General features: G+C 60.5%; 16 protein-coding genes and 1 tRNA gene. 4 read left to right on the top strand and 13 right to left on the bottom strand.

The window, feature by feature from the left end; all coding sequences use genetic code 11:
* The 9 genes from ccoG to ccoN (WA145_RS06845) form a co-directional block, all read right to left on the bottom strand.
* Positions 1–1,009 (bottom strand): cytochrome c oxidase accessory protein CcoG (gene ccoG / locus WA145_RS06885; RefSeq protein ID WP_422580858.1); only part of this gene is annotated, 1,009 nt, incomplete at its 3' end.
* Between the two features lie 135 nt (positions 1,010–1,144).
* Positions 1,145–2,134 carry a cytochrome-c oxidase, cbb3-type subunit III gene (ccoP, locus tag WA145_RS06880; protein WP_422580857.1) on the bottom strand — a complete coding sequence of 330 codons (990 nt, stop codon included), beginning with the start codon at positions 2,132–2,134 and terminating at the stop codon, positions 1,145–1,147.
* A complete protein-coding gene (locus WA145_RS06875; protein WP_422580856.1) occupies positions 2,131–2,316 on the bottom strand; it encodes a cbb3-type cytochrome oxidase subunit 3 in 186 nt (61 codons plus the stop codon). Before WA145_RS06875 ends, ccoP (WA145_RS06880) begins: the two co-directional genes overlap by 4 nt.
* Positions 2,317–2,322: 6 nt before the next feature.
* The gene (gene ccoO, locus WA145_RS06870; protein ID WP_090256144.1) at positions 2,323–2,931 is read right to left on the bottom strand and encodes a cytochrome-c oxidase, cbb3-type subunit II; all 609 of its coding nucleotides are present in this window, start codon (positions 2,929–2,931) and stop codon (positions 2,323–2,325) included.
* Positions 2,931–4,388 carry a cytochrome-c oxidase, cbb3-type subunit I gene (gene ccoN / locus WA145_RS06865; protein WP_422580855.1) on the bottom strand — a complete coding sequence of 486 codons (1,458 nt, stop codon included), beginning with the start codon at positions 4,386–4,388 and terminating at the stop codon, positions 2,931–2,933. Before ccoN (WA145_RS06865) ends, ccoO (WA145_RS06870) begins: the two co-directional genes overlap by 1 nt.
* Positions 4,389–4,767: 379 nt before the next feature.
* Complete coding sequence (ccoP, locus tag WA145_RS06860; protein ID WP_422580854.1) at positions 4,768–5,706, bottom strand: cytochrome-c oxidase, cbb3-type subunit III; 939 nt, start codon at positions 5,704–5,706, stop codon at positions 4,768–4,770.
* Positions 5,703–5,888, bottom strand: coding sequence for a cbb3-type cytochrome oxidase subunit 3 (locus WA145_RS06855; RefSeq protein WP_422580853.1), 186 nt, complete (start codon positions 5,886–5,888; stop codon positions 5,703–5,705). Before WA145_RS06855 ends, ccoP (WA145_RS06860) begins: the two co-directional genes overlap by 4 nt.
* 4 nt (positions 5,889–5,892) lie before the next feature.
* Positions 5,893–6,501: a cytochrome-c oxidase, cbb3-type subunit II gene (ccoO, locus tag WA145_RS06850; RefSeq protein ID WP_422580852.1), complete on the bottom strand. Its 609-nt coding sequence runs from the start codon at positions 6,499–6,501 to the stop codon at positions 5,893–5,895.
* Complete coding sequence (gene ccoN, locus WA145_RS06845) at positions 6,501–7,952, bottom strand: cytochrome-c oxidase, cbb3-type subunit I (protein WP_422580851.1); 1,452 nt, start codon at positions 7,950–7,952, stop codon at positions 6,501–6,503. The genes ccoO (WA145_RS06850) and ccoN (WA145_RS06845) overlap by 1 nt, the downstream gene beginning before the upstream one ends.
* Positions 7,953–8,057: 105 nt before the next feature.
* On the opposite strand from ccoN (WA145_RS06845), the gene WA145_RS06840 reads away from it, so the two are divergent.
* Together WA145_RS06840 and nfuA are read left to right on the top strand one after the other, a co-directional pair.
* Positions 8,058–8,747, top strand: a complete 690-nt coding sequence (locus WA145_RS06840; RefSeq protein ID WP_422580850.1) for an alpha/beta family hydrolase — start codon at positions 8,058–8,060, stop codon at positions 8,745–8,747.
* Positions 8,748–8,857: 110 nt separating this feature from the next.
* The gene (gene nfuA / locus WA145_RS06835) at positions 8,858–9,442 is read left to right on the top strand and encodes a Fe-S biogenesis protein NfuA (RefSeq protein WP_422580849.1); all 585 of its coding nucleotides are present in this window, start codon (positions 8,858–8,860) and stop codon (positions 9,440–9,442) included.
* Positions 9,443–9,494: 52 nt separating this feature from the next.
* On the opposite strand, the gene WA145_RS06830 is transcribed toward nfuA, so the two are convergent.
* Positions 9,495–10,532 carry an RNA methyltransferase gene (locus WA145_RS06830; protein ID WP_422580848.1) on the bottom strand — a complete coding sequence of 346 codons (1,038 nt, stop codon included), beginning with the start codon at positions 10,530–10,532 and terminating at the stop codon, positions 9,495–9,497.
* A gap of 144 nt (positions 10,533–10,676) precedes the next feature.
* Here WA145_RS06830 and WA145_RS06825 point away from each other — a divergent pair, with 144 nt between their 5' ends.
* On the top strand, positions 10,677–10,979 hold the full coding sequence (locus WA145_RS06825) for a DUF1883 domain-containing protein (RefSeq protein ID WP_422580847.1): 303 nt from the start codon (positions 10,677–10,679) through the stop codon (positions 10,977–10,979).
* A 119-nt stretch (positions 10,980–11,098) separates the two neighbouring features.
* On the opposite strand, the gene efp is transcribed toward WA145_RS06825, so the two are convergent.
* The 3 genes from efp to WA145_RS06810 all read right to left on the bottom strand — a co-directional run bounded on the left by efp (position 11,099) and on the right by WA145_RS06810 (position 13,047).
* Positions 11,099–11,671 carry an elongation factor P gene (efp, locus tag WA145_RS06820; RefSeq protein WP_422580846.1) on the bottom strand — a complete coding sequence of 191 codons (573 nt, stop codon included), beginning with the start codon at positions 11,669–11,671 and terminating at the stop codon, positions 11,099–11,101.
* A 46-nt stretch (positions 11,672–11,717) separates the two neighbouring features.
* A complete protein-coding gene (gene earP, locus WA145_RS06815) occupies positions 11,718–12,851 on the bottom strand; it encodes an elongation factor P maturation arginine rhamnosyltransferase EarP (protein ID WP_422580845.1) in 1,134 nt (377 codons plus the stop codon).
* 106 nt (positions 12,852–12,957) lie between these two features.
* Positions 12,958–13,047, bottom strand: a tRNA-Ser gene (locus tag WA145_RS06810).
* Between the two features lie 351 nt (positions 13,048–13,398).
* Between WA145_RS06810 and WA145_RS06805 the strand changes: the two genes are divergently transcribed.
* On the top strand, positions 13,399–14,088 hold the full coding sequence (locus WA145_RS06805; protein WP_422580844.1) for a crotonase/enoyl-CoA hydratase family protein: 690 nt from the start codon (positions 13,399–13,401) through the stop codon (positions 14,086–14,088).
* Positions 14,089–14,298: the final 210 nt, after the last annotated feature.

Below are 14,298 nucleotides of genomic sequence, written 5' to 3'. Positions count from 1 at the left end.
GACGCGGGCGCGCCAGGTGGGTTTTTTGCCCGGACAGGTTGTGCTCGGTGGTGTAGCTGATCAGCCCTTTCGGGTAGTTCATCTTGTCCATGATGCTGTCGCAGGCATCGATGCAGGCGGCGCAGCCAATGCACTCGACTTGCAGGCCGTCGCGGATGTCGATGCCAGTAGGGCAGACGTGCACGCACATCTTGCAGTCGATGCAGTCGCCGAGGCCTTCGGCCTGGTAGTCGGCATCGCGCTTGCGCGGGCCACGATGTTCGCCGCGGCGCGGGTCGTAGGACACGATCAGGGTGTCCTGGTCGAACATCACGCTCTGGAAGCGCGCATAGGGGCACATATAGATACACACCTGCTCGCGCAGGTAGCCGGCGTTGCCGTAGGTGGCGAGGGTAAAGAAACCCACCCAGAACAGCGCCCAGCCGCCGGCTTGCAGGGTGAACAGCTCGGGGAGCAGGTCGCGAATCGGCGTGAAGTAGCCGACAAAGGTGATAGCCGTGAGCAGCGATACGCCGACCCAGATACCGTGCTTGGCCAGCTTGCGCAGAAATTTCTGCGAGGTCATCGGCGCCTTGTCGAGCTTTATGCGCTGGTTGCGATCACCCTCGGTGACCTTCTCCGCCCACATAAACACCCAGGTGAATACGCTTTGTGGGCAGGTGTAGCCGCACCACACGCGGCCAGCGAACACGGTGATAAAGAACAGGCCGAAGGCGGCGATGATCAACAACGCCGAGAGCAGGACGAAATCCTGCGGCCAGTAGGTGGAGCCAAAGATATAGAACTTGCGCTCCGGCAGGTTCCACCAGACGGCCTGACGGCCATTCCAGGTCAACCATACGGTACCGAAGTACAACAGAAAGAGGGCTGCGCCACCGAGCATGCGCAGGTTGCGGAAGATGCCGGTGAAGGAGCGGGTATAGATTTTTTCGCGGTTGGCGTACAGGTCAACAACTTCGACCTTGGCCGGGGCAGGGGTGACGTCTTTAACGGGGATCTGTGCGCTCATCAGTTCGTACCACGGCGGTTGATTGCTGCCCTGGTCGATACGTGCCGGCCGGGGTCATACGGGCTCTTGCGCTATGGTACGCCTGACGATTGCCCAGCAGGTGCGACCCGCGGTCGCGCCTGCCGAGCAGGAGAATTACTTCTCGAGTTTTGCCTGCGACAGGCTGTACACATAAGCCGCCAGCAGATGCACCTTATCGTTGCCGAGGAAGTCTTCCTGGGCTGGCATCTTGCCGTTGCGGCCATAGCGCAGCGTTTGTTGAACCTGAGCGAAGCTGGAGCCGTAGAGCCAGATTTTGTCAGTCAGGTTGGGTGCGCCCATGGCCTGTTGGCCCTTACCTTCAGCGCCATGACAGACTGCACAATTGCTGGCAAAGATGTCTTGACCTGCAGCAAGGTCAACCTCGATACCTTCCGGATTTTTCAAACCAGACAGCGTGCGAATGTAGCCGGCCACATTGCGTATGCCTTCTTCGCCAATGCTGTCTTTCCACGCTGGCATGGCCGCCTGGCGACCTTTGAGCAGGGTGGTCTTGATGGTTTCCGGCTCGCCGCCATACAGCCAATCATTGTCGGTCAGGTTGGGGAAGCCATACGCGCCCTTGGCGTCGGAGCCGTGGCAGACCGAGCAGTTGGAGGCAAACAGGCGACCGCCCATTTTCAGCGCTTGCTCGTCCTGGGCCACTTGCTCGATCGGCATGGCGGCATATTTGGCGAAGATCGGCCCGTATTGGCCTTCAGCCTTGGCCATTTCCTTTTCCCACTGGTGCACGCCGGTCCAGCCTGCATTGCGCTCTACACCACCGGCAATTTGGATATTGGTGGCGAAGGGCGTTTTAGCCTCGGTGTCGAGGTAGTCGTAGCCCGGCAGCAGACCTTTCCAGTTACCCAGGCCCGGGTAGAGAGCCAGGTAGCCGAGGGCAAAGATGATGGTGCCGACAAACAGCATAAACCACCACTTTGGCAGCGGGTTGTCGAACTCTTCGATACCGTCGAACTCATGCCCGACGGTTTCTTCGGTGGTTTCTTCGCGCTGGCCCTTACGGGTGCCGAAGATCAGCCAGGTCAGGGCAAAGATGGTGCCCAGAGACAGAATGGTTACGTACCAACTCCAGAACGTGGTCATTGGTTATTGCTCCTGGAAGATTGCTCGTCACGCTCAGTGGGTTTGGGATCGTCGGCGAAGGGCAGGTTAGCGGCCTCGTCGAAGCTGGATTTACGCTTGCTGCTGTAGGCCCAGAGCACCACGCCGATAAAGGCGATAAAGACGATGGCTGTGCCTATGCCGCGAATCATCCCGATATCCATAGTGCGTTACCGTTTGTTCTTGATGGAGGTGCCGAGAACCTGCAGGTACGCGACAAGCGCGTCCATTTCGGTCTTGCCTTTTACCGCGTCCTTGGCCCCAGCGATGTCCTCATCGGTGTAGGGGATGCCAAAGCCACGCATGACTTCCATCTTCTTGGCGGTGTCCTTGCCGTCGAGTTTGTGCTCGACCAGCCAGGGGTAGGCCGGCATCTTCGACTCAGGCACTACGTTGCGCGGGTTGTACAGGTGCGCACGTTGCCATTCATCCGAGTAACGACCGCCGACGCGAGCCAGGTCCGGACCGGTACGCTTGGAACCCCACAGGAACGGGTGGTCCCAGACGCTTTCACCGGCTACCGAGTAGTGGCCGTAGCGCTCGGTTTCAGCACGGAACGGACGGATCATCTGCGAGTGGCAGCCGACACAGCCGTTGGCGATGTACACATCGCGGCCTTCCAGTTGCAGCGCGGTGTAAGGCTTGAGGCCCTCCACCGGCTCGTTGGTCACGTCCTGGAAAAACAGCGGCACGATTTGAGTCAGGCCGCCGATGCTGACGGCCAGAACCATCAGCAGCGCCATCAGGCCGATATTCTTCTCAATGATTTCGTGTTTCATCAGTGCGCGCTCCCAGCAGTGAGGTGGGCGGCTGGAATCTGTGCGGCCGCTTCGTATTCAGAAGCCTTGGCGGCACGCACGGTGCGGTAGGTGTTGTAAGCCATCAGCAGCATGCCGGCGACGAAGAAGGCGCCACCAATCATGCGCACCACGTAACCCGGGTGGCTGGCTTCCAGCGCTTCAACGAAGGAGTAGGTGAGCGTGCCGTCTTCGTTGACTGCACGCCACATCAGGCCCTGGGTGATGCCGTTGACCCACATGGACGCGATGTACAGCACGGTGCCGATAGTGGCCAGCCAGAAGTGTGCGTTGATCAGGCCGATGCTGTGCATCTGCGGGCGACCAAAGACCTTCGGCAGCAGGTGGTACAGCGCGCCGATGGAGATCATTGCGACCCAGCCGAGGGCGCCGGCGTGTACGTGGCCGATGGTCCAGTCGGTGTAGTGGGACAGGGCGTTGACGGTCTTGATCGCCATCATCGGGCCTTCGAAGGTCGACATGCCGTAGAACGCCAGGGAGACGACCAGGAAGCGCAGGATTGGGTCGGTGCGCAGCTTATGCCAGGCGCCCGACAGACTCATCATGCCGTTGATCATGCCGCCCCAGCTTGGCGCGAGGAGGATGATCGACATCGCCATACCCAGGGACTGTGCCCAATCCGGCAGTGCGGTGTAGTGCAGGTGGTGCGGGCCGGCCCAGATGTACAGGGTGATCAGCGCCCAGAAGTGCACGATGGACAGGCGATAGGAGTAGATCGGGCGCTCGGCCTGCTTGGGCACGAAGTAGTACATCATGCCGAGGAAGCCGGTGGTCAGGAAGAAACCCACGGCGTTGTGGCCGTACCACCACTGGATCATCGCGTCCGTTGCCCCGGCATAGGCCGAGTAAGACTTGAACAGGCTGACCGGAACGGCTGCGCTGTTGACGATGTGCAGCATCGCAGTCACCAGGATGAAGGCACCGAAGAACCAGTTGCCGACATAGATGTGCTTGGTCTGGCGTTTGACGATAGTGCCGAAGAACACCACGGCATAAGCGATCCAGACGATGCCCAGGAGGATATCGATTGGCCACTCGAGCTCGGCGTATTCCTTGGAACCGGTGAAACCCATTGGCAGGGTGATCACCGCAGCGACGATCACGGCTTGCCAGCCCCAGAATACGAATGCGGCAAGGCCATCGGAGACCAGGCGTACCTGGCTGGTGCGTTGCACCACATAGAGCGAGGTGGCCATCAGCGCGCAGCCGCCGAAGGCGAAGATCACCGCGTTGGTGTGTAGCGGACGCAGACGGCCGAAGCTCGTCCACTCCATGCCCAGGTTGAGTTCAGGCCACACCAGCTGTGCGGCGATGAAAACACCCAGGCTCATGCCAATGACTCCCCAAATCACCGTCATTACGGCGAACTGGCGAACCACCTTGTAGTTATAAGCAGTCGGACTGATTGCTGTGCTCATTATGGGTTCCACGGTTAATGGATTTTTTAGGGGCAAAAATCGGCGGCAAGTATGGAGAAAGCGGGTAGCCATTGCAACGATACAAGCCGGCGCGATAAGGCTTTCAGGGCTGTTGGCAAGCATGCATAGCCGCTTATGCAGGGCATTGCCGCGAGCATAAATACCTTAAACAGGCGTAGCGCAAAGACGGGAATCGCCTTGGAGTTATGACAGTTGGCGACTGTCGACAAGATTAGCTCAAGTCAAACGTTGCGCGTGCACTTGGTCGTAAGGGTGCGACCTTGGGTCGCACGGCTCGGACGGCTGTCCGGGCGCGGCAGGGACTTGGTTAAGGGGCTGGCGACCTGAGGCCGCCAGCCGGGTGCTGCGGTTTTAGCGATTACTGCGCGGTGGTGTTGTGCTGTTGCTGGCTCAGGCTCAGTACATAAGCGGCCAGCAGATGCACCTTGTCGTTGCCCAGATACTGCTGTTGCGCCGGCATCTGGCCGTTGCGGCCGTGGCGGATGCTCTGTTGCAGCTGCACCAGGCTGCTGCCGTAGATCCAGCCGGCCGGGCTGGTCAGGTCCGGGGCGCCGAGCATGGCCATGCCTTTGCCTTCTGCGCCGTGGCAGGCCAGGCAGTTGGCGGCATAGATGGCGGCGCCTTTTTGCAGATCGAAGCGCTTGTCGGCCGGCAGCGGCAGCCCGGCCAGGTCTTTGCGCACATAGGCCGCAACCTGTTGCACGCCATCTTCACCAATCACCGCCGCCCAGGCCGGCATGGCGCCCATGCGGCCATTGAGGATGCTGGTCTTGATCACATTAGGCTCGCCGCCCCAGCGCCAGTGGTTGTCGGCCAGGTTGGGAAAGCCCACTGCACCCTTGGCGTCGGAACCATGGCACACCGAGCAATAGGTGGCAAACAGGCGCCCGCCCATCTTCAGCGCTTGCGGGTCTTTGGCCACTTCTTCCAGGGGCATGGCCGCGTATTTGGCGAAAATAGGCCCATACAGCGCGTCAGCCTTGTCGACTTCGCGCTGCCATTGCTTGACCTGGGTCCAGCCGTCTTCATAGCCCGGCAGCAGGCCTTTCCAGTTGCCCAGGCCGGGGTACAGCACCAGGTAGCCGATCGAGAAGAGCAGGGTGCCGAGGAACAACATAAACCACCACTTGGGCAGCGGGTTGTCATATTCCTCGATGCCGTCGAAGGCATGGCCCATGGTCTGCTCGGTGGGATTCTTGTGCACTTCGCTTTTGCGGGTGGCGAAAATCAGCCAGAACAGGGCGAGCAGGGTGCCGACGGTCAGCACTGTGATGTACCAGCTCCAGAACGTGCTCATGGGGTGTTGCTCCTCGGTGCAGCCAGCTTGGGTTTATCGGCAAAGGGCAGTAAGGCGGCCTCATCGAACGCCGCGCGGCGCTTGTCGCTGTAAGCCCACAGGGTCACGCAGACAAACGACAGCAGAACCGGTGTCGTGCCGATGCCGCGCAGCGTGCCGATTTCAATAAGTTCGAATGCCATGGTCCTACCTCTTGTTCTTCACAGCAGTGCCGAGCACTTGCAGGTAGGCGACCATGGCGTCCATCTCGCTCTTGCCTCTCACGGCCTCGGTTGCGCCGGCAATGTCTGCCTCGCTGTAAGGCACGCCAACCAGGCGCAGAGCCTGCATCTTGGCCGGGGTGTCCTGGCCATCCAGGGTGTTTTCCACCAGCCAGGGGTAGGCCGGCATCTTCGACTCGGGCACCACGTTGCGCGGGTTGTACAGGTGCGCGCGCTGCCATTCATCCGAGTAGCGACCGCCCACCCGAGCCAGGTCCGGGCCGGTGCGTTTGGAGCCCCAGAGGAACGGGTGGTCGTAGACGCTTTCGCCGGCCACCGAGTAGTGGCCGTAGCGCTCGGTTTCGGCGCGGAACGGGCGAATCATCTGCGAGTGGCAGCCGACGCAGCCTTCGCGGATATAAATGTCGCGGCCTTCCAGTTGCAGTGCGGTGTAGGGCTTGAGGCCGGCCACCGGCTCATTGGTAACGTCCTGGAAGAACAGCGGAACGATCTGGGTCAGACCGCCGATGCTCACGGCCAGCACCATCAGCAGCGCCATCAGGCCGATGTTCTTTTCGAGTAGTTCGTGTCTCATCAGTGCGCTCCCTCAAGCGAAAACTGCGCGGCGGCGTCCATCTCGGCGGCCTGGGTGTGACGCACGGTCTGCCAGACGTTCCAGGCCATCACCAGCATGCCGGCGAAGAAAATCGCGCCGCCGATTACCCGCACCACAAAGCCGGGGTGGCTGGCTTCCAGCGCTTCGACGAAGGAGTAGGTGAGCGTGCCGTCCTCGTTGACCGCGCGCCACATCAGGCCCTGGGTGATGCCGTTGACCCACATCGAGGCGATGTAGAGCACGGTGCCGATGGTGGCGAGCCAGAAATGCAGGTTGATCAGGGCGATGTTGTGCATCTCGTCGCGGCCAAAGACTTTCGGCAGCATGTGATACAGCGCGCCGATTGAGACCATGGCGACCCAGCCCAGCGCGCCGGCATGCACGTGGCCGATGGTCCAGTCGGTGTAATGGGACAGCGCGTTGACGGTCTTGATCGCCATCATCGGCACCTCGAAGGTCGACATGCCGTAGAACGCCAGGGATACCACCAGAAAGCGCAGGATCGGGTCGCTGCGCAGCTTATGCCAGGCCCCGGAGAGGGTCATCATGCCGTTGATCATGCCGCCCCAGCTGGGGGCCAGCAGTACCAGTGACATCACCATGCCCAGGCTCTGTGCCCAATCCGGCAGCGCGGTGTAGTGCAGGTGGTGCGGGCCAGCCCAGATGTACAGGGTGATCAGCGCCCAGAAGTGCACAATGGACAAGCGGTAGGAGTAGACCGGGCGTTCGGCCTGCTTGGGCACGAAGTAATACATCATCCCCAGAAAGCCGGCGGTGAGGAAAAAGCCCACGGCGTTGTGGCCGTACCACCACTGGATCATCGCATCGGTGGCCCCGGCATAGGCCGAGTAGGATTTGGTCAGGCTGACCGGTACTTCCAGGTTGTTGACCAGGTGCAGCAGCGCCACGGTGAGGATAAACCCACCGAAGAACCAGTTGCCGACATAGATGTGACTGACCTTGCGCTTGATCACCGTGCCGAAGAACACCACGGCGTAGCTGACCCAGACGATGGTGATCAGAATGTCGATCGGCCATTCCAGCTCGGCGTATTCCTTGGAGCTGGTCCAGCCCATGGGTAGGCTAATGGCCGCCAGCAGGATAACGGCCTGCCAGCCCCAGAAGGTAAAGGCGGCGAGCCTGGGGGCGAACAGAGTGGCCTGCGAGGTGCGCTGCACCGCGTAATAGCTGGTGGCGAACAGCGCGCAACCACCGAAGGCGAAGATCACCGCGTTGGTGTGCAGCGGGCGCAGACGGCCGAAGCTGGTCCACGGCAGGTTGAAGTTGAGCTCGGGCCAGGCCAGTTGCGCGGCGATAAACACGCCTAGGCCCATCCCGACAATGCCCCACACCACCGTCATGATGGCGAATTGGCGAACCACCTTGTAGTTGTAGGCGGAACTGGTTGCGGTGTTCCCGGTTATGTTCATTTCAGGGGCTTCCATCCACGGTTATTGGCAGATCATCGAAAATCAGCGGCTGCGCGCCTGTACCATCAGCGCCGCAGTCGGACCGATTCTTTAAGCGAGGCAAGCATGGGCAAAGGACAGGCGGCGGGTATTGACGGGGATCAATACGTGCAGGGGCAGGCTGAGGGTGCTTGGCTGTGGGACAGGCCGCTGGGCGAGACGCGTGCGACCCTGATCCTGGCCCACGGCGCTGGCGCGCCGATGGACAGCACGTTTATGCAGCAAATGGCGCAACTGCTGGCCGCGCGCGGGGTCGCGGTACTGCGCTTCGAGTTCGCCTACATGGTGGCGCGGCGGCTTGACGGCAAGAAACGCCCGCCTAATCCCCAGGCGCAGCTGCTCGAACAGTGGCGCGAGGTCTACACCCGGGTGCGGCAGGTGCGCCAACAGGTCGCAGGGCCGCTGGCCATTGGCGGCAAGTCCATGGGTGGGCGCATGGCCAGCCTGCTGGCGGATGAATTGGGGGCGGACGCGCTGGTATGTCTGGGCTATCCCTTTTATGCCGTCGGCAAACCGGAAAAACCGCGTGTCGCGCACCTGGCCGAGCTGCGCACGCCGACGCTGATTATCCAGGGCGAGCGCGATGCCCTGGGGGATCGCCAGGCGGTGGCAGGTTACGCGCTGTCTGAGGCGATCAAGCTGCACTGGCTGACCGCCGGCGATCACGACCTCAAACCGCTGAAAAGCTCGGGTTTCACCCATCAGCAGCACCTGCTCGCGGCGGCCGATGCGATCGCGCGGTTTCTCTGCATATAAGCCGTCGAGGGCTGGCATTTAGCGAATAGCTGTTATTCCTACTAAAACACTAGGACTTTGCCGGCGCTGGCGAGTGGCGTACACTGCGCGCATGTTTGCGAGGAGTTGCCATGAGCACCATTACCATTACCGACGCTGCCCACGATTATCTGGCTGACCTGCTGAGCAAGCAGAACACCCCAGGCATCGGCATTCGCGTCTTTATTACTCAGCCAGGCACCCAGTACGCTGAAACCTGTATTGCCTATTGCAAGCCGGGCGAGCAGAAGGCCGAAGACACCGCGCTGGGCCTGGCCAGCTTCACTGCCTGGATCGATGCCGTCAGCGAGCCTTTTCTTGACGACGCCGTTGTTGACTACGCCACCGACCGCATGGGCGGCCAGCTGACCATCAAGGCGCCGAACGCCAAAGTGCCGATGGTCAACGAAGACAGCCCGCTCAACGAGCGCATCAGCTACTACCTGCAGACCGAGATCAACCCCGGTCTGGCCAGCCACGGCGGTGAAGTCAGCCTGATCGATGTGGTCGATGACGGCATCGCCGTATTGAAGTTTGGCGGCGGTTGCCAGGGCTGCGGTCAGGTCGATCTGACCCTCAAGGAAGGTATCGAGAAAACCCTGCTTGAACGCATTCCCGAGCTTAAAGGCGTGCGTGACGTGACCGACCACACCAACAAGGAAAACGCCTACTACTAAGTGCCGGCGTTGTGCTCGACTCAATAAAAATGCCCGCGCTCTGCGGGCATTGTCATATTTGCGTGCGTGATTTACGTCGATCCAGCACCTCGGTCGCCCGTGCGCGCAGCTGACCGCAGCCGCCATCAATATCCTGCCCCGCCGAGTTGCGCACCTTGGTCAGCACACCGCGGCTGTGCAGGTAACGCACGATCTGCACGATGCGGTCGCCATCGGGGCGCTGGAATTCGTCGGCTTCCAGGCTGTTGTAGGGGATCAGGTTCATGATCGCGTACTTGCCCTTGAGCAGGCGCAGGATGCCGTCCATTTCGGCCTGGCTGTCATTGATGCCCTTGAGCAGCGTCCACTGGTATTGGATCGGGTAATCGATCTGCCGCGCGTAGGTTTCGCCCAGCTCGACCAGCTCTTCAGGATCGATACGCGGTGCACGCGGCAGCAGTGCCTGGCGCAGCTCGGCATCGGTGGTATGTAGCGACAGCGCCAGCGCCGGCTTGACCTGCTGCTGCGGCAGGCGCTCGAATACCCGTGGATCGCCGACGGTGGAGAACACCAGGTTACGCTGGCCGATACCGCCCTCGGTGCCGAGCAGGTTGATCGCGTCGAGCACGTTATCCAGGTTATGTGCCGGCTCGCCCATGCCCATAAACACCACTTTCTTCACCGCGCGAAAGCGCCGCGCCAGGGCTACTTGGGCGACGATTTCGGCGGTGCTCAGCTGGCGCAGCAGGCCGCTCTTACCGGTCATACAGAATACGCAGCCCACCGCGCAACCGACCTGACTGGACACGCACAGGCCATCGCGCGGCAGCAGCACGCTTTCCACCATCTGCTTGTCTGCCAGCTCCACCAGCAGGCGCGCCGAACCATCCGTCGCTGGGTGTTCGGAGCTCAGGCGCGCCAGCCCATCGAGCTCGCGGCTTATCTCGGGCAGGGCGTTGCGCACCGCCAGCGGCAGGAAGTTCTCGGTCTTCTGGTTGCGCGTACCGGTATCCAGTGGCATGCCGCGCAGCCAGGCACGGGTAATCCGCCCGATGTGCATGGGCTTGGCACCGAGGTCGGTGAGGCGTTGGTGAAAATCGTGAATATGCATGGGGCGCGCATGCTACCACCGGCCAGGTTGCGGTGGTATGCGTCGCGGCGGGCCGCAGACAAAACCGCTTAGCCTTTGCTCAAGCCGCGCCTGGCACTCATACTAGCGGCCTGATTGGCCTGACCCAGCTGTGCGGAGCGGTAGATGAAATTTATACACCAGCGCGAACACCTCAACGAAGACGACGTGGTCGTGATCGAGTGCTCGCAGACCTGCAACATTCGCCTGATGAGCGATGCCAACTTTCGCAGTTTCAAGAATGGCGGCCGGCACACCTACCACGGCGGCGCGTTCGACACCTTCCCGGCGAAGATCAGCGTACCCAGCAGCGGTTTCTGGAATATCACCATCGACACGGTGAGTCGCAAAGCCATCAGCGTCACGCGCAAGCCAACGCTCAAGCATTCGATCAAGATCGTCCGCAAGTCGACATCACGTTTAAGCTGACGCCCAGTGAGAGTGGGCTTTTGCAATTAGCCCGGCATCGCGCCGGGCTAATTAATGCTGACCTTGGCAGGCTGTTGAAAAACTACCTGCGTTGGCAAGACTGCGTTAACAACGGTCTGTTAGACCGGAGCTTTAGCGCGGGACTTGTACTCGCCGGTACGGGTATCAATCTCGATCCAGTCGTCGATGTTGCAGAAGTCAGCGACTTTGATCTCGGTACCGTTGCTCAGCTTGGCTGGCTTCATTACCTTGCCGGAAGTGTCGCCACGGGCGGAACCTTCGGTGTAGGTGATCTGACGAACGATGGTGGTCGGCAGGTCAACCGAAACCACTTTGCCTTCAAAGAATACGGCTTCGCAGACGTCGCTCATGCCATCAACGATGTACGGCATTACGCTTTCCAGATCGTCTTTGTTCAGCTCGTACTGGTTGAATTCTTGGTCCATAAAGACGAAGTTCGGCTCGCTGTAGTACGAATAGGTCACGTCTACGCGATCGAGGATCACCGGCTCCATTTTGTCGTCGGCTTTGTACACGGTTTCAGTCGAGGAACCGCTCAGCAGGTTCTTCAGCTTCATTTTAACGATGGCGCTGTTACGACCGGATTTGGTGAATTCGGCCTTCTGGATCAGCCAAGGTTGGCCGTCGATCAGGGCCACACTGTTGGGCTTCATTTCTTGTGCGGTTTTCATACGAATATCCGGGTTTGGATGGAATTACAAAATTCTTGGCCGCGTATCATAGCCAATTTTGGTAAAACTGCACCAGCGCCTCGGCAAGATCGGCCTGAGAGGCCCGTTGCAGACACCACTGTTCGGCGTGCGCGTGCAGCTCAGGCGCGTTTTGCAGCAGCTGATCCCAGCTTTCCTTGACCGACTGACCGGTATTCCAGGCGTGCCACAGCTCGACCAGGGCACGCTGCCCATCGGCTGATAAGCCCTCCTTATAAAGAGCCAGAAAGGCGTCGAGCTTTTCCAGGTGGGCGTTATCCGCCTGCGGGTAGATATGCCAGAGCAGCGGCCGCCCGGCCCATTGCGCGCGGACGAAGGAGTCCTCACCGCGCACCGCATTGAAATCGCAACTCCACAGCAATCGGTCGTACTGGTCCTGCTGGATAAATGGCAGCACCTGGATATGCAGCTGGCCGTGTTGCTGCACATCCCCGGCGCTCAGGCCCGTGCAGCCAAGCCAGGCTTGCAGGTCCGCCAGAATGCGGCCCTCGGGCACGAGCAGCTGGCTGGTTTGGGTATCGGCGGCCAGCACATTCAGCCAGCTGCCCAGCGCGGCATTCTCGTAGGCAAACAGGGAAATCAGTCTCGCCCCTGGTAACGCGGTTACGCCAATGCTGCGCAAGAATGCCGCGCGCGCGCCGCTATCAGCCTGAAACGCCCGGCGTTGTGCCAGTAACTCACGCTCACGCAACAAGCCGCCACTGCCTGCAGTAAACCCCGGAAAGAAGAAGAACTTCGACAAGCCATTGGACTGCAGTGAAGGCAAGCCGTGGCAACCCTCCACCCAATCCTCGGCGCTCAGGTACTCCAGATTAAGCCAGAGGGGTTTCCGCAAACGCTGCGCCATTGCGGCTATGTAGGAGGCTGGCAACTCGCAGGCAAACGCCTCAATTACCACATCCGCCGGCGCGCTCGCCTGCCAATCGTCACCCCACCAACAGACCTCGACGCCTTGCTGGCTTTGCCGCTGCGCCTGTGCGTCCGCCTGCGGACACAAACGCACAAACGCGCCCAGATCATCCACCCACAGGCGCACCGCCAGACCGTGCTCGGCCACCAACTGCCGTGCCAGTCGCCAGGTCACTCCGATATCACCGTAGTTATCGACAACGCTGCAGAAAATGTCCCAGGTCGCGCGCATGCGCTGCTCCGTTATTTGCCGAACACAGCATAAATGCCGCCGAGCCACCGGCAAACAGCGCAAACGAAAAAGCCCGACGCAGGGTCGGGCTTTTCGTCAATCTATCTGGCGGTGAAGGTGGGATTCGAACCCACGATACGATTTCTCGTATACACACTTTCCAGGCGTGCTCCTTCAACCGCTCGGACACTTCACCGGGTCTCGACGGGCATTGCTGTCTGTCGAGGCGCGCTAATCTAGCCGAACAGCCCGCCAAAGGCAAAAGCTTTTTTCAAAAGATTCATGTGCTTATGCCCAATGCGAATCTTCGGTTTAGGGGCTGGCCGGGCTCCGCACGAATCGCAGCTGGTCGGACAGGACAAGGCCTGGGGCGATAGCAGACTGAAGCCAAACAGCACCCACACACTTGCAGGGCATTGGCTGTGCGGGTTACTTGCCGGCCAGAGCAGGGCGCCCACCATGGCTGACCAGCCAGTCAGCCATGGTGCTTTACCTGGACGGTGCGGATGAGTAACGTCTGCTGCACTTCAGCACAAGGAACCCGACCATGAGCGACCTGATCAGCTACCAACTCGACGACGGCATTGCCACCCTGACCCTGTGTAATGGCAAGGTAAATGCCATCTCCCCGGATGTGATCACTGCCTTCAACGCAGCTCTGGATCGTGCCGTACAGGACAAGGCCATCGTGATCATCACCGGCCAGCCGGGCATTCTCTCCGGTGGTTACGACCTCAAGGTGATGACCTCCGGCCCGCAGAATGCGATCGACTTGGTGGCCTCCGGCTCCACCCTGGCGCGCCGCATGCTTGCTCACCCGTTCCCGATCATCGTCGCCTGCCCTGGCCATGCGGTGGCCAAGGGTGCCTTTATCCTACTCTCGTCGGACTACCGCATCGGCGTCGAAGGCCCGTTCAGCATCGGTCTCAATGAAGTACAGATCGGCATGACCATGCACCACGCTGGCATCGAACTGGCCCGCGATCGCTTGCGCAAATCGGCCTTTCACCGCTCGGTGATCAACGGCGAGATGTTCGACCCGCAAGGCGCGGTAGATGCCGGCTTTCTCGACAAGGTGGTGCCGGCCGAGCAGCTGCACGCCACCGCTCTGGCAGTTGCCCAGCAGATGAAGAAAATCAACATGAGTGCGCACAAGAACACCAAGCTGAAAGTGCGCAAGGCGCTGCTCGAAGCCCTTGATCAGGCGGTCGAGCTGGATAAGCAACACATGCTGTAAAGCACGCCCAGCAACACCACAGAGCCCGGCCCATGTGCCGGGCTTGTGCATGTTGTGGCCACGCAGAGCCACTACAAACCCTATTACGACCTCTGATCAGCATCAATTGCCGAAAGCAGTGCACGCCCGTACACTGCGCGCCTTTTTCCTATGACGGGCGTACCAAATGCTTTTTCTTCTGCGCATGCTGGCGATGGGCGTGCACTTTAT

This window comes from Pseudomonas sp., assembly GCF_049301935.1.
Taxonomy (GTDB): Bacteria; Pseudomonadota; Gammaproteobacteria; order Pseudomonadales; family Pseudomonadaceae; genus Aquipseudomonas.
The sequence above is the reverse complement of the archived record's forward strand: the minus strand, read 5'-3'. Positions and strand labels throughout refer to the sequence as shown.

Coding starts and splice junctions, on each gene's coding strand:
- WA145_RS06825 (WP_422580847.1), top strand. CDS start 10,677: ATGAAATTTATACACCAGCGCGAACACCTCAACGAAGACGACGTGGTC.
- ccoP (WP_422580854.1), bottom strand. CDS start 5,706: ATGAGCACGTTCTGGAGCTGGTACATCACAGTGCTGACCGTCGGCACC.
- ccoN (WP_422580855.1), bottom strand. CDS start 4,388: ATGAGCACAGCAATCAGTCCGACTGCTTATAACTACAAGGTGGTTCGC.
- WA145_RS06805 (WP_422580844.1), top strand. CDS start 13,399: ATGAGCGACCTGATCAGCTACCAACTCGACGACGGCATTGCCACCCTG.
- ccoO (WP_090256144.1), bottom strand. CDS start 2,931: ATGAAACACGAAATCATTGAGAAGAATATCGGCCTGATGGCGCTGCTG.
- ccoN (WP_422580851.1), bottom strand. CDS start 7,952: ATGAACATAACCGGGAACACCGCAACCAGTTCCGCCTACAACTACAAG.
- WA145_RS06875 (WP_422580856.1), bottom strand. CDS start 2,316: ATGGATATCGGGATGATTCGCGGCATAGGCACAGCCATCGTCTTTATC.
- ccoO (WP_422580852.1), bottom strand. CDS start 6,501: ATGAGACACGAACTACTCGAAAAGAACATCGGCCTGATGGCGCTGCTG.
- WA145_RS06855 (WP_422580853.1), bottom strand. CDS start 5,888: ATGGCATTCGAACTTATTGAAATCGGCACGCTGCGCGGCATCGGCACG.
- WA145_RS06840 (WP_422580850.1), top strand. CDS start 8,058: ATGGGCAAAGGACAGGCGGCGGGTATTGACGGGGATCAATACGTGCAG.
- ccoP (WP_422580857.1), bottom strand. CDS start 2,134: ATGACCACGTTCTGGAGTTGGTACGTAACCATTCTGTCTCTGGGCACC.
- WA145_RS06830 (WP_422580848.1), bottom strand. CDS start 10,532: ATGCATATTCACGATTTTCACCAACGCCTCACCGACCTCGGTGCCAAG.
- earP (WP_422580845.1), bottom strand. CDS start 12,851: ATGCGCGCGACCTGGGACATTTTCTGCAGCGTTGTCGATAACTACGGT.
- nfuA (WP_422580849.1), top strand. CDS start 8,858: ATGAGCACCATTACCATTACCGACGCTGCCCACGATTATCTGGCTGAC.
- efp (WP_422580846.1), bottom strand. CDS start 11,671: ATGAAAACCGCACAAGAAATGAAGCCCAACAGTGTGGCCCTGATCGAC.